Consider the following 20,754-nt stretch of genomic DNA (forward strand, 5'->3'; position numbering starts at 1 on the left):
CGCGGCGGAAAGCACCCGCATATAGGGACGGGCGCCCTCGCGACCATGAATGTCTAGGCTGGTGCGCTTCGCGCAGCCGCAGGCAAACCCACCCTACGGGTCATCCGCCGATAGTCGCAGGAACTGCCGCTTCATCGCGTTGACCCTGGCGACATAGCTTGCAACCGAGTGATCGCCGCAGCGTTCGTCGGCAATCATCTGAAACTTGCGGCGCGCGTAGGCTGTGGCGGGGCCCGCGCCGCAGAGATGGATGAAGGCGGCCAGATCCTGCTTCTGCTGCGCGTTCGCCTTCACATCGCCCGCGCGGGCCAGAACGTCAGCCACGTTGCGATCCAGATACACCGATGCCAGCTCGATGGCGTGGCTCGGGATCGCGCGGGTGTAGAGGCTGGTGAACCCGCAGCCGGTCTCCGTGACCGCGTTGCCGCGGACACAGAACCGTGCGGCGTCGGCGAAAGCCGGATCGGTCATCTGGTAGAGGCCGACGGCGCTGGAGGCGGGCCGGTAGATCGCGAGCGGATTGAGGCTCAATCGCCAGCGCCAGTAGGTACGCGCCACCGGATTGCCCGAACTCTCGACTTGTGCCAGCGCCGCCAGCAATTCGGGCGTGATCGTCGCGGTGGAAAAGCTTCGGAACAGCGGCCCGTATTGCCGCCAGTTCTCGGCCGGCTCCTTGTCGAGCGCGTTGCCGACAAGGACGAACAGCTCGGTCGGCTTGCGGATGACGTGATAGACGATGTTCACAAACGCTGCGACCGCAAGCAGGATCGCCACGCTGCCTGCGATCCGAACCATCCGCGGTGCGCGCGCGAACCTCTTTCGCATCCACCGGGCGCCTCGCCGGACGCTGCGAAGGCGGGGGAGGAGGCGTTTGCTTTTTCGTGGCATGGGTCTGGTGGGAGCGCGTGGATGAGTTGACGCTTTGCGAAATCCATCACCTGACGGGGTCGATGGGGATAGACTCGCTCCACCCATCCTATGGATCGTGTGGGGGTATCACTGCAACGATTCGTCCCTGTCCTCTGAGAGTTGGGTGCACCGTCACCGCAATTCGAACCGCAACTATGAGAGGTTGAGCGTTGATGACATCCATCATCGCTGCGTGCCGCGGCGGCAACTGCACAAAAATGGCAAAGCTGCGACTGTCAACGACATATCTGATTAGAAGGTCGCTTATCCACGTAATACACTCAGCGCCGTTTGGGGTACGGGGAGCGTATTGGGAGGGTCAATCATGGCAAGTGTCGAACAATTGCGCAGACGTGAAGGCGTAAACTTGGTCCAGCTCGAGGCGGACATTGCATCGGTGCGCACGGGAAGCTCGATTGCTTCAATTGCGCTGCCCGATTACGTCGAGCACACCGAGGGGGTCACGCGCGTGGGCGCGCTCAGTGCAGAGGCGGTCATTCGTGACTATGAGTCCGCTGCGAAAGAGATCGAGGCCATGGGCGCCGAGCTGATCGATGCCGCGCGAAAATGCGAGGCGCTGACAGCCCAGGTCCATGATGCGATCGCCTTCATGCGCGAGACGGCAGCGGGGTATCGCGACGAGGGGCGGAAGATCTTCAAGCGCATCGAGGAATGCGCGCTCTTCACGGAAGACGTCCGCAAGACGTGCGAGCAGGTCAAGCGCAGGATGAAGGACGTCTCGGTCGGCGAGTACTGCAGCGAGGAGCTTGCGACGGAAGAGCTCGAGCCGACCGGGATCGCAGCCACGGTGTCGGTGTGCGAGGTACGGTGAGGCGGGCGTAGAGCGTCGTTCGCAGGATGGGGTGAGCGCTCGCGCGCCCCATCCTGCGGGCTGGGCTTCAAAGCCAATCGCGCGTCGACGGGAAACAAGCCCGTTTGCGAGAGTCCCAGACGTAATCCGAACCGCCGCAAGGCGGACGCGCACGCGACGTGGCCGGACATTGATTCCAGACCCGCGCACCCGTTGCCCAGCCATCGACCACGCACGCGCCGGAAACGGTGGCGTGGCAACCGGTGCCGCAGCCGTCTGCGGCGCTGGCCGCGCAGACTGCAAACAGAAGCATCATTGGGGTCAACAGGACGCGTGAAAGGTGCCTGGTCATGGGCTTGCTCCTTCATGCCGAGGCCCGTCGTGACGTCGCACAGATCTGGCCGAGGGCCTGCCGGCCGATCACCGCGCAGCATAGCACCAAGGTTCTTGGCACCAAGGTTCTTGGCACCAAGGCTCTTGGCACCAAGCCTCTTGGCCGAGAACGCTGACGGCTTACCAATCCGGATCGTAGGGGTCGGCCATATAAGGCGGGGGCATCCAGCGTCCTCGCGGCGGCGGTGGCCTGGGCCGCCGGGGGGCGGTCGCTTGCACGTGCGGCCGTGCAGGCGCAGCCGTCTCGTTGCTCGTCGCGCTCCGCACGACCGGTTTCGCGGGTGCAGGCGCGGCTGACGTCGTCAGTTGCGTTTGCAGCGCCTGGACCTGTGCGGCGAGGCGCGCATTGTCCGCGGCATCCTTCTCCTGCGCCGCCTTGAGCTGTTGAATGGTGTCGGCCTGCTCGCGCAGCGTCTGCTCGTTGCGGCTTTTCAGTTGCTCGAGCTTTCCGTTGATGCTCGCAAGCTCGCTGGTGATGGTCTTGAGCGATTGCGCGAGATCGGACGATGACGGATCAGGCGCCGTGGCGCCGGTTCTTGGCGCGTCAGGTCTTGCAGCGTCAGGTTTTGGAGCGCTTTCCGTTTCCTTGCCGAGCGGCGGCGCGGGCACCGGACTGGGCCCATCCGCAGCAGCCAGTTGCACGGCCGGCGGTTGCGCCGGACTTTCGACCACGGACGCTCGCGCGGGTTCGCTCGCGGCCGGCGGAGCCCATCGCGCCATGATGGACCTGGTCATCGACTTGGCCTCATCGCGATATTGCGAAGCGAAGGCGGCGCCGAGAAGGCCGATCGCCAACACGAGGCCAACCAGGGCACGCAGCATGGTCCGATCTCCCTTCAGGCCTTGATTGCCCACCTTGCTAACCGGTGCCGGCACCTTGTCCTTGGGACCCTCGGCTGCCTTCGCTCCGGCGCTGGCCTGCGAGGTCCGCGGGGCTTCGTTGCCGCGTTCCATTCCGGAAACCAGCCGGTCCAGCCGCGCAAGGTCTTGCTCTGCGCTCTTGATCTGGTCATAGGCCCGCGCCAGCCCGCCATCGGCGCGCACCTCGTCCGGCTTGGCGGCCTCAGGCTTTTGGGCCTCAGGCTTGTCGGTATCAGGCTTGGGGTCGTTCGCTTCAGGCACCGATGCGCGCTCCATCCAGTCGGGCGTCAATGGGAGTGCGGCAGTCCGATCGTCGGAAGGATAGGCCTCACCGTTGTCCAACACAACGCGCGCGCGAAGGAGAAATTATGGCGGGCTACGGTTGCTGAAGCAGCCGGGCGCTGCTCCCCGGGGCATCCCTGCGACGTGCTGTGCTATCGCGGGAGGAAGCGCCATGAGGGTCTCCACCGCGACACTCGCTCTGCTTCTTTCAGGTCCGGCCGCGGCCCCAGGAGTGCCAGACATGCTCAATGGCCGACGCCTGCATGATGGAGTACGTTAAGACGACGTCGGAGGCCCAAAAGGCCACCAAGCAAGCCATCCGGGATTGGAAGCAGAATCTGGACAGAAAGGCCTCCGCAGAATTGTCCAGCAGGGGCATACTCGCATTGCAAGACGCCATGGAGGCGCAGGTTCGTACGGAGCTGGAGCGCCTGAAGGAGTCCCGGCGAAGATCAGGTAGGGAGGGGCGCAAAGGAGGATCCAATGAAATCGCTTCTGCTGCTCACGGCGAGCGGTCCGCTGCTCATTCTCACCTCGCACCAGTCCCTGGACGACCAGAAGCTCCTTGGGGTGCTCAGGCAAAAAGGCATCGGCAAGTTCGTGGCGTTCGAGGTTCCCTTGTCGCTCGCCAGAGAGCGCTACGGCGGCCACTTTCACGCGGTTGAAAGCAATCTGCACGAGACCGATGATTTGAGAGTGCTCGACTTCAACGGCCAGCGGGTCTTTCAGCTCTTTCATTTCGAAGAGCTCGGTTCACCGATCCTGGTAGAGCGGTCGTGATCCGGTTTTGTTCGGCGGCGAAAGGGGATGTGTCGAGCAGGGCTGTTCCGAAGGGACGCCGATTGAGGTACGATGGAAGCTTGGACCCGTGGAGTCTGCCATGACGTCATATACTGTCGGGTTGAAGCTCGGGGTGCGTGCCAAGGTGCTCACGATCGAAGCCGAGGACGCATTGGTCGCGGCGCTGAAGATCAAGCTCGAGAACCCCGAGGCACTCGTCACCTACGTTCGCAAGTCAAATCGGCGCGGCGATCGTCGCCACCCGCACGAAGTGCAGCGGGCCAAGACAACCGGCTAAAGCGCGATGAGATTGGGATGAATCGTCATCGCGCTTTAGGTTGTTGTTTGAGCATGATCTTTTCGGAAAACCGCTTCGCACTTTTCCGGATCATGCGTTAGCCGATGCCGAGACCGCGGCAGGTAGCCCGGATTTCGCTTCCGCCTTCGCTCTTCGAGCTACGGCGGACAAGTCGCTCCATCCGGGCTACGCTCGCTCCCCCCGCTGTGTCGGAATACGCAGTTGTCGTTAGTGACGTGTCGCGCGAATTTCGAGCGTCGTCTGGGTGAGCTTGGCCACGAATCCCTCAAAATGCATGACCCTTTGTCTGGTCAATTGTCCATGCAACTCGGCGATCTTCTGGGATTCGGCGATCAACGATCCGCACACCTGTTTCGCGTACTCCATCTGAAGCTCAAAGGCCTCGACGGGTGAGCGCGCCGCCGCGAGCTTTCCCAGGAAGTTCCAGGCGTGCTCAAGCGACGTCCTCGTGTAGTCGCTATAGGCATCGGCAATCGCCTGCGGGCTGGCCTGGGAGGGTTCCACCGGTGCGACGGGCGCGCTTGCAGCGATCTCCATCCCGGAAGCCTCGCCTGGCAAGGCTGCAGCCGAGGGTACCTGAGCACTGATCTCTCGGCTCGTCTCTTGCCTTATCTCTTGCTCGGCCTCTTGCCTGTTCTCTTGGGGGCTCTCTTGCTTGTTCTCTTGGCTGATCTCCGCCGAGGCATCCGGCAATTGATGGGCCGCAGTTGCGTGTTGCTCGCCGGCCCTGGTCCGTTGCCCGGCCTTCTTCTTCGCGCCGCGCCGGCCGGATTTTCCCGTTGTCTTATTTTCGCCCGCACTCAACATTGCAAATAACTCCTGAATATCGCTGAAGCCGCAAGCCTCCGTCGTGTTTGCGCTGAAATCGCGATTGTGGGTTGTCGCTTGCGTGGCGGCCATGTGGTGAGATTTTGCCGGGCATCGGCAAGGCGCAACTCGCGGGTGACGGCCTGGACTGCTTCGCAGAGCCTGTCATCGGGCCGCGCTCCGCGCGGACCCGGTGGCTCGCAATGACGGGCGTCCTGGTCCTCGCGCGTTCGTCGTCACCCGAACAGGGCGACATAGACCACGTAGAGCCAGCCCAAGATGCCGTGGATGATCGCCCACAGGATCGAATGATTGTTGGTGTAGGAGATTGCGATGGCGAGTGCGGAGCCAAAACCCACGCCGTATTTGGCGCCCTCGACCCGAACCCCGTAGTAGCGATTGCCGTTCATGGCGGTCCTTCCTGCGGGCCACGCTTGCTCATCACGCCTTATAAAAGTCTTCCGCCAATTGTGAAATGGCACACAGACGGCAGCCCTCGGGTCTGCTTCTTTAGCACCGACACTATACCCTCGTGCGCTTGCTCGGCGATGCGCACCGGCGGGTCGGCATTTGGCAATTTAGGGATGATCGCTATGGGCGTTTTCAATCGCACGGCCATGCTTTGCAGCTCTTTCATCGTGTCCACCATGAGCGGGTGAACCGAGAGATTTTCGCGTGCGCGCAACGGCGCGTGCAGGGATTTTTCTTGAGGCCCCGCCGGTGACGGACGGGGCCTTTCCATTTTTCATGTCAGCCCACGACTGTCCGGCGGTGCCTTCGCGAAGAAGGATGCAGGGTCATGTGGGAGTATTTTGGACCCGATTTCGCTTTTGACGTGGTGAAGGGATTTGTCGCCGGCGTTGCCTCCATGGCGTTTCAGGTCGTGGCGCCGCGGGCGTTTCATGCCGCGAAGCGATTTCGCGCGCACTGGGTTGCCAGAAAAGACGCAAGACAAGCACGCCGCAACGCGCCGGCGAATGATGAGCCGTGAGGCCTCTGAGCGAAGCGAAACCCATCAATAGCCGTCATGGCACGATGGGTTTCGCAAGTGCTCTACCGATCCTACGGACTACAAGCTAACCGCCGTCATCCGCCGCCAGGCGCTGAAATTGCCGCTTCATCGCGTTGACCCCGCAGATATAGCTTGCGACGAGGTGATCGCCGCACCGCTCGCCGGCCATCATCTGAAACTTGCGGCGTGCGTAGGCTGTGGCGGGACCGGCGCCGCAGAGATGGATGAAGGCGGCCAGATCCTGCTGCTGCTGCGCGCTTGCCTTCACATCGCCCGCGCGGGCGAGGACGTCAGCCACATTGCGGTCCAGATACACCGATGCCAGCTCGATGGCGTGGCTCGGGATCGCGCGGGTGTAGAGGAAGGTGAACCCGCAAGCAGTCTCCGTGACCGCGTTGCCGCGGATACAGAACCGTGCGGCGTCGGCGAAGGCGGGATCGGTCATCTGGTAAAGGCCGATGGCGCTGGAGGCGGGCTTGTAGATCGCGAGCGGATTGAGGCTCCATCGCCAGCGCCAGTAGGTGCGCGCCACCGGATTGCCCGAACTCTCGACCTGCGTCAGCGCGGCCAGCAATTCGGGCGTGATTGTTGCGGTGGAGTAGGTGTGGAAGAGGGGGCCGTATTGGCGCCAGATCTCGGCGGGGTCCTTGTCGAGGGAGTGGCCGACGAAGGCGAAGAGTTCGGTTGGCTTGCGGATGATTTGATAGGCGATGTCGAGGAGGGTGAGGGCCGCAAGCAAGACTGCTACGCTGGCCGCGATCCGGACGATCCGCGGTGCGCGGGCGAACGCCTTTCGTATCCGCCGAGCGCCTCTTCGGAGGTTGCGAAAGCGAGGGAGGAGGTGGGTGCGTTTTCCTGGCATTGCGCTTGCGCAGCACTGTCACTGCAATTCAAGCTGTGATCTCAAGACGCTGTGATCTCAAGATCTGGAGCCCGCCATCAATAGCGGCCGCCGCTGCCCTTTTGCTGCGTGATCCAGTCCGACAATGTTTTCCGTGTCGATCCCGCAGTCCGGCCCGGTGATGCCTTCGGATTGTCGCGAACGCCTTTCGTCGGACGGGTGCGCGGCGCTTCCGTTCCGTTGACGCTCTTCAAGGCAGCCGTCGATGCCTCTGCGGCTTCCTTCTCGAGGCGCAGCTGTTTCAATCGCGCCATCTTGATGCGCTCTGCCTCGACTGCGGGTCCTTCGGACAGCAGTGGCCTGTGTTGCGCAAGCTCCGCCGGGACGATGACACCGAGTATGGTTGTCTCGCCGAGCGCCTTGCAGGCTTCGAGCCGATGCAGTCCCTCGACCAGAACGAGGCGGTCTCCGTCGAGCCGAACGGAAATGGGAGCCTGCTGTCCGATGTCCAGCATACTTTCCGCGATCTCCCCGACGATCTCGGGCTTGATGGCTTTCTTCATTTTCGTGGAAACGAAAATCTTCTCGATCGGGAAGCTTTCCGATGTGGGCATAACTCGACTCCGCTTCTACCGGGCCCGTCGTTGCCGGTGGGGTCGGAGTTTAGGAGGGATGGGCTCGACCGCAAAGGCAATTTCGGCGGCAGGGTGTTGATGCCGGAACCAATCTACGATTACGGCGGCAGTGCACTTAATTGCGCCGTCTACCAAACACGAGCCGAAGGCGCGGCTACGGACTGCTCATTAGAATGGAATATCGTCGTCGAGATCATCGCCGAGTAAGTTAAGCGGAGGCCAAGTCGGTGGTCGTTCCGCGGTCTCAGGATGGATTGATCGCTGGTTTGCTTTGAGTCCCTTGAGGTCGTCGGGATAGAACTCAGCAATGTCCTCCGAGTTGATGTCGAGAATCTCGGTCTCCGGATTTGCCATCACGCGTAGATTGGAGTCTGCGGAGAGCTTCATGCTTCTAAGCTCCGCGCGGAGAAAAATTGTGCCCGCCAAACTCAATGTAATGGTGGAGGGGTGATTCCTATCATACCGGCTAGGTAACCTAAAGCCATAGAGAATGCTCCCGTCTGCGTTGAGCTTGGATGGCGAGTCTTCAAAGACGAGTTGGTAAGTGTCGCAATTGACTAGGCTTATATCTGAATTGAGGCACCGCTTGAATCTCGTGTTTCCCAACAACGAGTCGTGAATCGAAAGCTGAAGCGGGATCCCGGTGAAAACGCAGTCGATGATGTTGGAATTAATTATTGAGATTTCTCTGGCATCGTCGGTTTCAAATGTGCATCGAACAAATGTGAAGCGCCGGAAGCGAATGTTCGCGAGAAACTTGGCGCTGAAGTGACGCCTGACGAAGAGGCACTCATAAAGCAAGGATTTGGTTGAGAGGGGGCGTTTCGATGCTTGAGTTTCTAGACCATCAGCGGCTTCATTCACATCAACCCGCGTCTCGGGGAGGCTATTAGCCCAGCGAGAAGTCTGCTTGATCTTTGCGTCCGTTTCCTCGATCCATTTGTGTTTTTCGGCATTGGCTTCCCTTGTCCTGGTAATCATCAGAGAACCCGATGACCCAGGAGGTGCTGCGCCTTGACCAGGGAACGTTCGTGAGCTTGCCCTAAGCGATCGGACCATGAGTTCTCTCGGATATTTGAGCGAAGTACATTCTCGATTGTCGGTTGATCGCGGATGCTTTCCTCGGCTAACCGCGAAAGAGAATGGATTCCACCAAGTCGAACTTCAATATTGGGGGCGGTGGCTGTCGTAGTGCTAGAGCCTTCCTCGTTGTTAATAGTACGTTTCAGTTCTCTGGTCTGACCAAGTTGTTCGATGGCCCGAGAGAAAATCGACGTGTAATGTGTCTCTCTGTCGATGTCAGTCTTGGCTTCGCTGATTCTTGTTTGTCGATCGAGAATCAGCAGACGCCATACTATGAGTGGCAGGCCCACTACTCCTGCTAAGACGGGAAGGGCTGCCTTAGCTGCATCAGCAGTTCGCTTTTGATCTCCGCTTAGCAGATCTGCCAGCGACCAGCCGATCGCTAGAAAACCAACGACAACGAGTAAAACGAAAAGAACAATAGCGATAACGCTAATAGGCGTCGCAATTTTGGACGATGGCTGTTCGAAAGCACCGATAAGTTTTAATGGCCATCCACGGGTATTCGTGTGTGTGGTGCGTCTCCATTTGAAGCTCGCAGAGGTTGCGTGTCCGATCGCAATAAAGGCCGCTCTGTTGAGCGGCCTTTATAAGTTCAGTCCAGGTAAACCCTCACGAACACCCCGTCGTGGACCCGCAAGTATCGCACTTCATACACGTCCCGTTCCGTACCAGCGTGAAGTTGCCGCACTCGCCGCACATCTCGCCTTCGTAGCCCTTGGCCTTGGCTTCCGCGCGGCGCTCGGCCTTGCTGGGGACGAGCGTCTGTGCGGTGCTGCCGGCCTTGCTCCACTGGAGCGCCTCTAACTTCTCCGTGGGGGAGAGGTCGTGGCTGGCTTCCTGCTTCAGGGCGACGGCGCCTTCGATGGCATCGCCGGCGCGGGCGGAGGTGCCGTGCGAGGCCAGCGCCGTGACCTTGCTGCCGCCGGTCGGGGCGCTGTCGTTGCCCGGGGCGATCGCGGCGGAGCCGCCGCGCATCACGACGAGGTTGTCGGTGCGGGAGCGGGTGAGGCCGCGCGAGACCAGCTTGGTCGCGTGCTGGGCCTCGTCCGGCTCCTTGCCTTCCTCGACGCCCTTGCCGAGCGCGTCGAAGTTCGACTCGGTCGGATCGACATGGGCGAGATCGAAGCGCGACATGTAGCTCACCGCGAGCTCGCGGAAGACATAGTCGAGGATCGAGGTCGCGTACTTGATGCTGTCGTTGCCCTGCACGGGGCCCGCCGGCTCGAAGCGGGTGAAGGTGAAGGCGTCGACATATTCGTCGAGCGGCACGCCGTACTGGAGGCCGAGCGACACCGCGATGGCGAAGTTGTTGATGAAGGAGCGGAGCGCTGCGCCTTCCTTGTGCATGTCGATGAAGATCTCGCCGAGACGGCCGTCGTCATATTCGCCGGTCCGCAGGTAGACCTTGTGGCCGCCGACGACCGCCTTCTGGGTGTAGCCCTTGCGGCGATCCGGCATCTTCTCGCGCTCGCGCATCACGATGATGCGCTCGACCAGCTTCTCGACGATCTTTTCCGAGACCTGGGTGGCACGCGCCGCCATCGGCTTCTCGTAGAGGCTCTCGACCGCATCCTCCTCGTCCTCATCGTCGGCGATGAGCTGCGAGTTGAGCGGCTGGGAGAGCTTGGAGCCGTCGCGATAAAGCGCGTTGGCCTTCAGCGCGAGCTTCCACGACAGCATGTAGGCGGACTTGCAGTCCTCCACCGTGGCGTCGTTCGGCATGTTGATGGTCTTGGAGATCGCACCCGAGATGAAGGGCTGCGCTGCCGCCATCATGCGGATGTGGCTCTCGACCGACAAATAGCGCTTGCCGATCTTGCCGCAGGGATTGGCGCAGTCGAACACCGAATAGTGCTCGGCCTTCAGGTGCGGGGCACCTTCCACCGTCATCGCGCCGCAGATGTGGACGTTGGCCGCCTCGATCTCGCGCTTGGTGAAGCCAACGGCCTGGAGCAGGTCGAAGCCGGGGGCCGCGATCGCCTCGGCACCGATGCCGAGCTGGTCGCGGATGAAGTCTTCGCCAAAGGTCCACTTGTTGAAGGCGAACTTGATGTCGAAGGCGGTCGGCAGGGCCTTTTCGACCTTGGCGATGGCTTCATCGGTAAAGCCCTTGGCCTTCAGCGTCGAGGCGTTGATGGCCGGCGCGTTGGAGAGCGAGCCGTGGCCGACGGCGTAGGCTTCGATCTCCGCGATCTCGCTCTCGCGATAGCCGAGCGCGCGCAGCGCCGCGGGGACCGCGCGGTTGATGATCTTGAAGTAGCCGCCGCCGGCGAGCTTCTTGAATTTGACCAGCGCGAAGTCGGGCTCGATGCCGGTGGTGTCGCAATCCATGACGAGACCGATCGTGCCGGTCGGCGCGATCACCGTGGTCTGGGCGTTGCGATAGCCGTGCTTCTCGCCGAGCTCGAGCGCCGCATCCCAGGCGGCTTGGGCACGCGTGACGATGTCAGCCTGCGGGCAGGACACGAGGTCCATCGGCACCGGGTTCACCGAGAGCGCCTCGTAGCCGTTGGACTGGCCGTGGGCGGCGCGGCGGTGGTTGCGGATGACGCGCAGCATGTGCGCGGCGTTCTTCTTGTAGCCCGGGAAGGTGCCGAGCTCGGCAGCCATCTCCGCCGAGGTCTTGTAGGTGATGCCGGTCATCACAGCGGTGAGGGCGCCGCAGAGCGCGCGGCCTTCCTTGCTGTCATAGGACAGGCCCATGGTCATCAGCAGGCCGCCGATGTTGGCGTAGCCGAGGCCGAGCGTGCGGAACTCGTAGGAGAGCTCGGCGATCGCACGGGACGGGAATTGCGCCATCATGACGGAGATTTCGAGCACGATGGTCCAGAGCTGGCAGAGGTGCTCGTAGCCGGCGACGTCGAACTGTTTTGTCGTGGTGTCGTAGAACGTCAGCAGGTTCGCAGACGCCAGGTTACAGGCGGTGTCGTCCAGGAACATGTATTCCGAGCACGGATTGGACGCGCGGATGTCGCCGGACGCTTTACACGTGTGCCAGTCGTTCATGGTGGTGTTGAAGTGCAGGCCCGGGTCGGCCGACGCCCAGGCGGCGTAGCCGATCTTTTCCCAGAGGTCGCGCGCCTTCAGCGTCTTGGTGATCTTCTTCGTCGTACGTCCCACGAGGTTCCAGTCGCCATCGGTTTCCACGGCGCGCAGGAAGTCGTCCTTCAGCGAGACCGAGTTGTTGGAGTTCTGGCCTGATACCGTGAGGTAGGCTTCCGAATCCCAGTCGGTGTCATAGACGTCGAACTGGATGTCCTTGTAGCCCTGCTTGGCGAACTGCATCACGCGCTTGATGTAGTTGTCAGGCACGAGGCTGCGGCGCGCGAGCTTGATCTCGCGGCGGAGCGCCGGGTTCTTCTCGGGATCGAAGCAATCGTCGCCCGAGCCTTCGCAATTCACGCAGGCCTTCAGCACCGCCTTGAGGTGCTTCTGGTTGATCTTGGATCCGGTGACGAGAGCCGCGACCTTCTGCTCCTCCTTCACCTTCCAGTCGATATAGGTCTCGATGTCGGGGTGATCGACGTCGACGACGACCATCTTGGCGGCGCGGCGCGTGGTGCCGCCCGACTTGATCGCGCCGGCTGCCCGGTCGCCGATCTTGAGGAAGCTCATCAGGCCGGACGAGCGGCCGCCGCCGGAGAGCTTTTCGCCTTCGCCGCGCAGGCGGGAGAAGTTGGAGCCGGTGCCGGAGCCGTACTTGAACAGGCGGGCTTCGCGGACCCAGAGGTCCATGATGCCGCCCTCGTTGACGAGGTCGTCACCGACGCCCTGGATGAAGCAGGCGTGCGGCTGCGGGTGCTCGTAGGCCGATTTGGACTTGGTCAGCTTGCCGGTGAAGGGGTCGACGTAATAATGGCCCTGGCCGGGGCCGTCGATGCCATAGGCCCAGTGCAGGCCGGTGTTGAACCATTGCGGCGAGTTCGGCGCGACCATCTGCATGGCGAGCATGTAGCGGATCTCGTCATAGAAGGTCTGGGCGTCCTCGTCGGAGGAGAAGTAGTTGCCCTTCCAGCCCCAATAGGTCCAGCAGCCGGCCAGACGATCGAACACCTGCTTGGCCGAGAGCTCGCTGACGAAGCGCTCTTTCTCGGGGAGAGCGGCCAGCGCCTCGGTGTCGGGCACGGAGCGCCACAGGAAGGAGGGGACGGATTCCTCCTCGACCTTCTTCAGGCGCGCGGCGACTCCCGCTTTGCGGAAATACTTCTGGGCGAGCACGTCGGAGGCGACTTGCGACCACTCGGTCGGCACCTCGACGTTCTCAAGCTTGAACACGACCGAGCCGTCGGGATTCCGGATCTCCGACGTGGTCAGCCGGAAATCGATCCCGGCGTAAGGTGACTGTCCCGAAGTGGTGTGGCGCCGCTCAATCCGCATGGTTTTGCCCCGTCCTTTTATCTGCCGGACTGCCTCCGCAAGGCGCCCGGGTCGCTATTTCGGTTCGCGATTCCTCCGAGGGCCTCATCGGCCCAAAGGCTTCGCAGTTCAGCCGGTGGATCCGGCCCAGTTTCTCCCGGCGCGATGGTTCTCATCCGCCGGCATGTCCACACCCATCCGCCCCCAAGGGGATGTGCGCGACATGCGTTCAACGCCCCACACGCCACTTCAACCAATGCCATCCGAGCCTGTTGCCGGCCCGTTCTGACGCCCGAAGGTCTGCATTTCGAGGGCAGACAAGCCCTCATCCGCGGCCTTTGGCTGGCTTGGCGGAGTGGCGATTTGCGAGACCCTTTGGGGGAGTGCCGGCGGGACGCAAACTCACTCGCGCCGAACGGACCGAAAGCTAGGACTCTCCGTTGCGCCCGTCAAGAACTAGTGCGAGTTCCTGAATCAAATACTAAATATGGTGGATTGCGGGGGATAACAGGGGGCAAGCCCGCGCCTGTTGTTGAGCCAAGTATCAGTGAGTCCTCAGGGATTCCCAACCAAAAAAATTTGCATCCCGTGACGATACGGACCCTTCACCCCGCTGTTCACAGGGCAGGTATATTTTTCGGGACCGGGGTTGCCTCAGCGGGACTCACGTAGGGCTACGGAAGGTGAGGGCAGGCATGCCCGCCGGGGTGGTGGTGGCGGGTGCGAATCCGCGCCAAGCTGACCGCGATTTCGCCGGGTACCCCACATGCTTGATTCGACTCGCCGGGATGCGCGACCGCGCATCGCCCCGGCCGGCCTGATGTTCCTCGCCATCACCTCGATCGGCTGGCGCTTCAACTGGCCGGTGACGAAGTTCCTGCTGTCCGAGCTGCCGCCGCTGACGCTGCGCGGGGTGACCGGCGTGCTGGGCGCCGTGCTGCTCGCCGCCCTCGCGCTGATCCGCCGGCAGAGCCTCAAGGTGGGGCCGGGGATCTGGCCGCGCTTACTGACCGCCGCCGTCCTCAACGTCACCGGCTGGATGGTGCTGATGGGCCTGGCGCTGCTCTGGCTGCCGGCCAGCGAGGCGGCGCTGATCGCCTACACCATGCCGGTCTGGGCCTCGCTGATCGCCTGGCCGGTGCTGGGCGAGCGGCCGACCGTGCTGCGCACGCTGGGGCTGGTGATGGCCTTCGTCGGCCTTGCCTCGATCATGGGCGGCAACGGCTTTGCCGCGAGCGTGGAGAAGCTGCCTGGCATCATCATGGCGCTGGCCGGCGCGCTCGGCTTCGCCGTCGGCACGGTGTTCTCGAAGAAGTACCCGATCCATCTGCCGCCGATCACGGCCGCGGCCTGGCAGATCGGGATCGGCTGCCTGCCGATCTCGATCATCGGCCTCTTGGTCGAGACCACGCATCTTTCGCTGGTGACGCCGGTCGGCTGGTGGCTACTGGTCTATTCCACCGTGGTGCAGTTCTGCATTGCCTATGTCAGCTGGTTCGCAGCACTTGCGCGGCTGCCGGCCTCGGTCGCCGCGATCGGCACCATGGCGGTGCCTGTCATTGGCGTGGTCGCCTCCGCGCTGGCGCTGGGCGAGCCGCTTGGGCCGGGCCAGATCGCCGCGCTGATCTTTACGCTTGCGGCCGTGGTGCTGGCGACGCGCTAGCTCGAGAACCAGGCATTACCATGCGTAGCGGATCGCGCCCTTGCCGGCATAGCTTTGCGTGACATTCGAGAACTCGCCCTCGAACGTCGCGGCGGCAGACCAGCCGTTGGTCCATTGCCATTCGGTCGAGGCCGTGGTCAGCGCGGAGTCGGTCGCCTGCGCCGCACCGTTGACGACGAAGCTTGCGCCCGGCAGCGACTGGAAGGTCGGGGCAATCGAACGATCCGGATTAAAATCATGCGCCCATGCAAGGCGGCCGCGCAGCGTGACGATGCCATTCTGCATGGCGAATGATCTGTCGGTGCGAATGCCGAGCTCGCTGCGCGTGTCGGTCACGCTCTTCGCGGCATAGGTCTGTGCAAACAACAGCGAACCGGCGACGACATTTTCGGCATAGGCCGGCAGGTCGAATGTGGTGAATTGCCCTGCGGCGTAAGGGGTGATGCCGAGACCGCCCAGCGTCGGCATGACGAAGCGGTAGCCACTCTCCACGCGACCCGAATACGCGTTCGCATTGAACTCGGCGCGCAGGTGGTCGATGCCGGCGACCGTGACGATGCGGTTGGTCGTGATGTCCTGCCAGCCATAAGCCAGCGCAGCAGTGATGTAGGCCGCACCGATATTATGGCGAACGAAGGCGCCGGCCTGGAACAGGTCGGAGCCGCCATAGCCGAGGCCGTTGACGTTGAAGCCGGTGCGGCCGCCGGCCAGCGCAAACCCCGCGAGCGTGTCCGGCGAGACCCGATAGTCCGCACCGACCGCGATGCCGTAGATGCTGCTCGCGCTGTTGTTCGAGCCGATGATGGCGTTGCCGGCCGTGGTCTGCGACCCGCCGAAGCCGGCGGCCCACACGCTCCAGCGTTGGTCGAAGGTCGGAGCTGCCAGCGCCTTGGTGGACATCGCCGCATAAGCGTCCGGTGGGATCGAGTCCGAAGAAGCCCATCGGAAGGCCGCCGTTGTTGTTGAAGGCGTAGGTCAGCGCGTTGGCGACGTTCTGCTGGTTGACGTTGAGGCCGGTGTAATTGGTGAAGGCGGCCGTCAGGTTCAGATAGGCGTTGTTGGCGTCATAGCTCAGCGTATCGCTGGCGCCCGTCGGCAGTCCGACATTGGTGATGCCCGCGAACGTCGTGCCGCCACGTCCGCCGGCCGCGGTCAGGATCGTGTATGTCTTCGAGACATAGCTGCCGGGCAGGAACTTCGCGACCACGGTCGCGCCTGTCAACGTCGCCGCGCCCGTGGTGGCGCCGGCGGGATTGGCGGCTCCGGCGATGTTGCCCGAAACTGTAACGGTCCCGCCGTTCGTGAGCTGGACACCATCGCCGCCGCTGGATCCGCTACCGCCAATGCCGCCATTTCCGCCGGCGCCACCATTCCCGCCGTTGCCGCCAGCGCCACCAACCAGACCGTTGTTGCCATTGAGAAAGCCGGAGCCGGAGGACCCGTTGGCGCCATTGTCGCCTGTGCCGCCGGCGCCGCCGATCCCGCTTGCGCCGCCATTGGCGCCGTTGCCGCCAGCGCCGCCATTGCCACCGGCGCCTCCCATGATCGTTTGGGAAATTGAGAGCGTGCCACCGCTCGTCACCTGCAGACCAACGCCACCGTCGGCACCATTGGCGCCATCGCCTGCGTGGGCGCTGGCGCTGCCGCCGGTGCCACCATTGCCACCGCGCCCGCCGGCTACGCCGAGCCCGATGCTGGATCCCGCGTTGCCGCCGTTGCCGGCCATGCCGCCGGCGCTGCCTGCACCGCCAGCGCCACCGCTGCCGCCGGTACCTGCCGTGACGCTTTGCAAAATCGTCACGGTGCCGCCACCCGTGACCTGGATGCCGTCGCCACCGCTGCCGCCGATCGCACCATTGCCGCCGGCACCAACCCCGCTATTGCCGCCGTTTCCACCGGTCCCGCCATCGAGCGCGCCGAGAACATTGGCGCCGGAAGCGCCCGCACCACCGCTCCCGCCGTGACCCGCTGTACCGCCGCGCCCGCCGCTGCCGCCATCGCCGCCGGCGACCGTTTGCTGGACCGTCGTGGTGCCTGCGCTGGTGACCTGCACGGCGGTGCCGCCATTGCCGCCGCCGCCGGCAGCGCCCCCGCTGCCGAGGACGTCGCCACCGGTCCCGCCGGTCAGACCGGCGACGCCCAGGGAGAGAGTGCTGGCTCCATTGCCGCCATTGCCACCGGCGCCACCACGGCCACCGACCCCACCCGCGCCGCCGGTCACCGCTATCGAAAGCGTGGTGCCGCCGACGGTGACCTGCACGCCGGCGCCACCCGCACCACCGCCGCCACCGATGCCGCTGCTGCCCGTTCCCGCGCTCGCATCAAGGCCGCCAATGACAGCAGAACCATCGGCGCCGCTCGCGCTGGCGCCGCCGTGACCGCCAGCGCCACCCGCTCCACCGGAGCCGGCACCGAGCGCACCTTCGCCGCCACCACCGCCGCCACCGCCACTACCCGCAGTCAGGGCTGAGTTGCCGTTGCCGCCATTGCCGCCGTTGCCACCGGCAACGCTGCCGCCGTCACCGCCAAGTCCGCCGTCGCCGCCCGAGGTCGCCGTGCCCCCGGAGCCTCCGGTGCCGCCTGCGGCAGCGCCGCCGCCGCCGCCCGCGCCTTGTCCGGTCGCGTTGTCACCGCCATTCCCACCGTTAGGAGAGGCGCTGGTACCGGCCGCGCCACCGCCGCCGCCCGTGCCATTGCCACCGGCTCCGCCAGCGCCGCCGTCGGCGCGCACCGACACGATCGTCAGCGCCAGTGCGACAGCCGTGCTCGCCAACAATGTAGGGAGCCTGAAACGGCGCCGGGTCGGACAAGAACCAATTCTCGATTCAATTATCAATTGTATTACCGTCAGCCTTGGCACCGACCCGCAGGCCATTCCGAGGTGAAATCCTCAGAAACAGACCGCAACATATTCGCTCGCCGAAGCGGCTCAACGAGAATGGTCTTGCCTGCCAGGAATACCGTTTGATTTCGGTCGCCTGTCACCCGAAAACAACATCGACACCCGCCGCGAGACCGCGGATGACGTCAGTGAGCATTCGTAATTCAGTGCAGTTCTCAGCCGAGCGCACAGACAATCCGCGCGCTTTCGAAGCCGTGAGAAAGTGCTCTAGCCCGCCGTCATCCCGCCGCCGTTCAGCGCCTTCCTGATCATCTCGGCGAGCTGGTTGCGGCGGTAGGGCTTGGTCAGCAGCAGCACGCCGTCGTCGAGCTTGCCGTGGTGGACGATGGCGTTGTCGGTGTAGCCGGAGGTGTAGAGCACCCTCACGCCAGGCCGGCGCTTGGCCACCTCTTCGGCGAGCTCGCGCCCGCTCATGCCGCCGGGGATGACGACGTCGGTGAACAGGAGGTCGAAGTCCTGGCCGGCCTCGATCATGTCCAGCGCGGCCCGGCTGTCGGGCGCGGCGACCGTGTCGTAGCCGAGGCTCTGCAGCTGCGCGGTGACGAAGTTGCGCACCAGCGTGTCGTCCTCGACCACGAAAATGGTCTCGGCGCCGCCTTCGGCCTGCGGCGCCACGGGGGCCGCCGCGTCCGTCATGCCGTCGCCGGGCGGCAGATAGAGCTTGATCGTGGTGCCGTGGCCTTCCTCGCTGTAGATCTTGATGTGGCCGCCGGACTGCTTGACGAAGCCGTAGACCATGGAGAGGCCGAGGCCCGAGCCCTTGCCGACCTCCTTGGTGGTGAAGAACGGCTCGAAGGCCTTCTGCTGGATGTCCGCTGACATGCCGGTGCCGGTGTCGCTGACCGCGAGCATCACGTAGGGGCCGGGCTGCACCTCGGCGTGGGCCTGCGCATAGGCCTCGTCGAGCACGACGTGGTGGGTCTCGAGCAGCAGCTTGCCGCCGTTCGGCATGGCGTCGCGGGCGTTGATCGCCATGTTGAGCACGGCGTTGGTGAGGCGGGACGGATCGATGTGCGCGGTCATCGGTCCCTGTTCCAGCACGGTCTCGATCTGGATCTGCTCGCCGAGGGTGGGGCGCAGCAGCTTGGCGATATCGGCGATCGCGCCGTTGATCTCGACATTGCGCGGCTGGAGCGGCTGCCTTCGCGCAAAGGCGAGCAGATGCTGGATCAGCTCGGCGCAGCGCTCGGCGGCATCGTCGATCAGCCGCGCCACGCGCTGGAGCTCGGGCTGCTGCTTCAGGCTCGCCACCAGCGTCTCGGTATTGCCTGATATCACCGTGAGCATGTTGTTGAAGTCGTGCGCGACGCCGCCCGTCAGCTTGCCGATCGCATCCAGCTTCTGCGACTGGTGCAGCTGTCGCTCGGTTTCGCGCGACGTGGTCGCGTCGTGATAGACCAGCACGGCGCCGGAGACGTTGCCTTGTCCGTCGCGCATCGGCCGGCCGCTGATCATCAGATGGCGGGGATCGTTGCCGTTATGCGGGCGGACGATCATCTCCAGATTCTCGAACTGCTCGCCGCACAGCACGCGCGTCGAGGGCAGCTCGTCGGCCCTGAGCGGCGTGACGCCGTCGCCGTGAAACACGTCGGACAGGGCGCGCAGATTGCGCAGGCTCATGCCGGCGCGATGCAGCAAGATGCGCTCCGCGGCCGGATTGGACAGAAGGACAGTGCCCTCGGCGTCGATCACCAGCACAGCCTCGGCCATGCTGTGGAACGTGCTCTGGAGCACGTTCACCGACAGCCGCAGCTCGTCATGCGCGTTGACGAGATGCTCGGTGCGCTCGGCGACGGCCGCCTCGAGTTGCTCCTTCGCCGCCGTGGTCTCCAGCAGGGTGCTCTTCAGCGCGACCGTGGTGCGCTGGCTCTCGCGCATCAGCATCGCGACCAGCAGCAGGATCACCAGCGCGCCGATCACGTCGATGCCGAGCAAGACGATGCCGGTGCGGCGGGAACTTAGGGCGCGCGCGGCGAGCAATCGCTCTTCCTCCGCGCTCAGCTGATCGAGATTGCCCATCACCGTGTCCATCAGGCCGCGGCCCTCGCCCTTGCCCTGGAGCGCGGCAACGCCGGCCTGGTCGTTCTCGGCGCGCAGGCGCATCACCTCTGCGGCGATCTCGACCCGGCGCAGCGCCAGCGACTCGGTGCCCTCCATGAGCGCGACCTGATCCGGATTGTCACGCAGGCTGCGCTTGAGGTCGGCGAGCGCCGGCGCGAGCTGGGCGTGCACCGCCTGAAACTCGTCGCTGAAGCTCGGGTTGCGATAGATCTCGTAGCCGCGCGCGGCGCTCTCGGCGTGGCGCATCAGCACGCGCAGATCGGAGATCTTCTTCTGCGTCTCGATAGTGTGATTGACCCAGGCGGCATCGTACCGCGACTTGACGTCGAGTCCGATCGAGGCGGCGGTGATGATCAGGAGGATTGCAAGTCCAGCACCGAGAATGACGCGCTGCGTTGGGATCAAGGGGCTTCTTTCTTGTCCTTCGGCTGCGCGGCCTCGCCGAGGCATTCCCGGATCGTGGTCAGGAGCGCGTCCGGCGTGAACGGCTTGCGCAGGCAGCGTGTCGCGCCGAGTTCCAGTGCCATGCGGAGGAAATCGGGGGAGGGCGAGGCGGACGAGGCGAAGGCGTAGCCGGACATCGCGATCAGAGGGATCGCCGGGGCGCGCTCGTGAAAGATGCGGATGGATTCGAAGCCGCGCATGTGCGGCATGAAGATGTCGACCAGCATCACGTCAAACGTCTGCGCTTCGAGCGCAGCTAGCCCGGTTTCACCGCCGTCAGCCATCGTGACATCGAAGCCCTGACGCTGGAGCAGAACCTCGATGGTCGCGCCGACCATCGGATCGTCATCTACCACGAGGATACGCGGCATGACATTTCCCAGTAGATCGAAGTCCCAACATCCATCGGTGATATAGGCGAATCGCGGGACGGGTCAATTTGGGATTGGATCATTGTAGATATGCACGGTGCGGTGAATAAAGGTCCCTCGCGCCTCGCATGTATAGATCGTCGCACGCGATGCGCGGGCTGCGCGCGAAACTGGCGATGAGCGCGCGACAAACGAAAGAGGCGCCGCACCGATGCGACGCC

General features: G+C 63.8%; 16 protein-coding genes. 4 read left to right on the plus strand and 12 right to left on the minus strand.

The genetic code is table 11. The features are described 5' to 3' along the window. Positions 1-93: 93 nt before the first annotated feature. Positions 94-888, minus strand: a complete 795-nt coding sequence (locus IVB46_RS40135) for a transglycosylase SLT domain-containing protein (protein ID WP_247310893.1) — start codon at positions 886-888, stop codon at positions 94-96. A gap of 346 nt (positions 889-1,234) precedes the next feature. Between IVB46_RS40135 and IVB46_RS40140 the strand changes: the two genes are divergently transcribed. Next, positions 1,235-1,741 (plus strand): hypothetical protein, encoded by a 507-nt coding sequence (locus IVB46_RS40140; RefSeq protein ID WP_063983570.1) that lies wholly within the window; start codon positions 1,235-1,237, stop codon positions 1,739-1,741. A 492-nt stretch (positions 1,742-2,233) separates the two neighbouring features. Here IVB46_RS40140 and IVB46_RS40145 read toward each other — a convergent pair whose 3' ends face one another. Beyond that, a complete protein-coding gene (locus IVB46_RS40145; RefSeq protein WP_247311542.1) occupies positions 2,234-3,250 on the minus strand; it encodes a hypothetical protein in 1,017 nt (338 codons plus the stop codon). Positions 3,251-3,739: 489 nt separating this feature from the next. Between IVB46_RS40145 and IVB46_RS40150 the strand changes: the two genes are divergently transcribed. Beyond that, positions 3,740-4,036 carry a hypothetical protein gene (locus IVB46_RS40150; protein ID WP_063983569.1) on the plus strand — a complete coding sequence of 99 codons (297 nt, stop codon included), beginning with the start codon at positions 3,740-3,742 and terminating at the stop codon, positions 4,034-4,036. 100 nt (positions 4,037-4,136) lie between these two features. Further along, positions 4,137-4,334 carry a hypothetical protein gene (locus tag IVB46_RS40155; protein ID WP_014495617.1) on the plus strand — a complete coding sequence of 66 codons (198 nt, stop codon included), beginning with the start codon at positions 4,137-4,139 and terminating at the stop codon, positions 4,332-4,334. 228 nt (positions 4,335-4,562) lie between these two features. On the opposite strand, the gene IVB46_RS40160 is transcribed toward IVB46_RS40155, so the two are convergent. The 7 genes from IVB46_RS40160 to IVB46_RS40190 all read right to left on the minus strand — a co-directional run bounded on the left by IVB46_RS40160 (position 4,563) and on the right by IVB46_RS40190 (position 13,113). Next, the gene (locus IVB46_RS40160) at positions 4,563-5,255 is read right to left on the minus strand and encodes a phasin family protein (protein WP_247345365.1); all 693 of its coding nucleotides are present in this window, start codon (positions 5,253-5,255) and stop codon (positions 4,563-4,565) included. A 143-nt stretch (positions 5,256-5,398) separates the two neighbouring features. Beyond that, on the minus strand, positions 5,399-5,572 hold the full coding sequence (locus tag IVB46_RS40165) for a hypothetical protein (protein ID WP_166096372.1): 174 nt from the start codon (positions 5,570-5,572) through the stop codon (positions 5,399-5,401). 38 nt (positions 5,573-5,610) lie between these two features. Next, entirely contained in the window at positions 5,611-5,904 is a 294-nt protein-coding gene (locus tag IVB46_RS40170) for a hypothetical protein (protein WP_247310887.1), read from the minus strand. 334 nt (positions 5,905-6,238) lie between these two features. Next, positions 6,239-7,036 (minus strand): transglycosylase SLT domain-containing protein, encoded by a 798-nt coding sequence (locus IVB46_RS40175; RefSeq protein ID WP_247310884.1) that lies wholly within the window; start codon positions 7,034-7,036, stop codon positions 6,239-6,241. Between the two features lie 77 nt (positions 7,037-7,113). Then, a complete protein-coding gene (locus IVB46_RS40180) occupies positions 7,114-7,629 on the minus strand; it encodes a ParB N-terminal domain-containing protein (RefSeq protein WP_247310881.1) in 516 nt (171 codons plus the stop codon). 189 nt (positions 7,630-7,818) lie between these two features. Continuing rightward, complete coding sequence (locus IVB46_RS40185; RefSeq protein WP_247310878.1) at positions 7,819-8,631, minus strand: hypothetical protein; 813 nt, start codon at positions 8,629-8,631, stop codon at positions 7,819-7,821. A gap of 714 nt (positions 8,632-9,345) precedes the next feature. Beyond that, a complete protein-coding gene (locus IVB46_RS40190) occupies positions 9,346-13,113 on the minus strand; it encodes a vitamin B12-dependent ribonucleotide reductase (protein ID WP_247310876.1) in 3,768 nt (1,255 codons plus the stop codon). Between the two features lie 745 nt (positions 13,114-13,858). Between IVB46_RS40190 and IVB46_RS40195 the strand changes: the two genes are divergently transcribed. After that, positions 13,859-14,755 carry a DMT family transporter gene (locus IVB46_RS40195; RefSeq protein ID WP_247310873.1) on the plus strand — a complete coding sequence of 299 codons (897 nt, stop codon included), beginning with the start codon at positions 13,859-13,861 and terminating at the stop codon, positions 14,753-14,755. Between the two features lie 15 nt (positions 14,756-14,770). Here IVB46_RS40195 and IVB46_RS40200 read toward each other — a convergent pair whose 3' ends face one another. The 3 genes from IVB46_RS40200 to IVB46_RS40210 all read right to left on the minus strand — a co-directional run bounded on the left by IVB46_RS40200 (position 14,771) and on the right by IVB46_RS40210 (position 20,533). Further along, on the minus strand, positions 14,771-15,607 hold the full coding sequence (locus tag IVB46_RS40200; protein WP_247345369.1) for an autotransporter outer membrane beta-barrel domain-containing protein: 837 nt from the start codon (positions 15,605-15,607) through the stop codon (positions 14,771-14,773). 2,257 nt (positions 15,608-17,864) lie between these two features. Beyond that, complete coding sequence (locus IVB46_RS40205) at positions 17,865-20,123, minus strand: CHASE3 domain-containing protein (RefSeq protein WP_247310866.1); 2,259 nt, start codon at positions 20,121-20,123, stop codon at positions 17,865-17,867. Next, positions 20,120-20,533 carry a response regulator gene (locus tag IVB46_RS40210; protein ID WP_028148724.1) on the minus strand — a complete coding sequence of 138 codons (414 nt, stop codon included), beginning with the start codon at positions 20,531-20,533 and terminating at the stop codon, positions 20,120-20,122. Before IVB46_RS40210 ends, IVB46_RS40205 begins: the two co-directional genes overlap by 4 nt. Positions 20,534-20,754: the final 221 nt, after the last annotated feature.

The sequence above is a fragment of the Bradyrhizobium sp. 61 genome (assembly GCF_023073075.1).
Classification (GTDB): Bacteria; Pseudomonadota; Alphaproteobacteria; order Rhizobiales; family Xanthobacteraceae; genus Bradyrhizobium; species Bradyrhizobium barranii.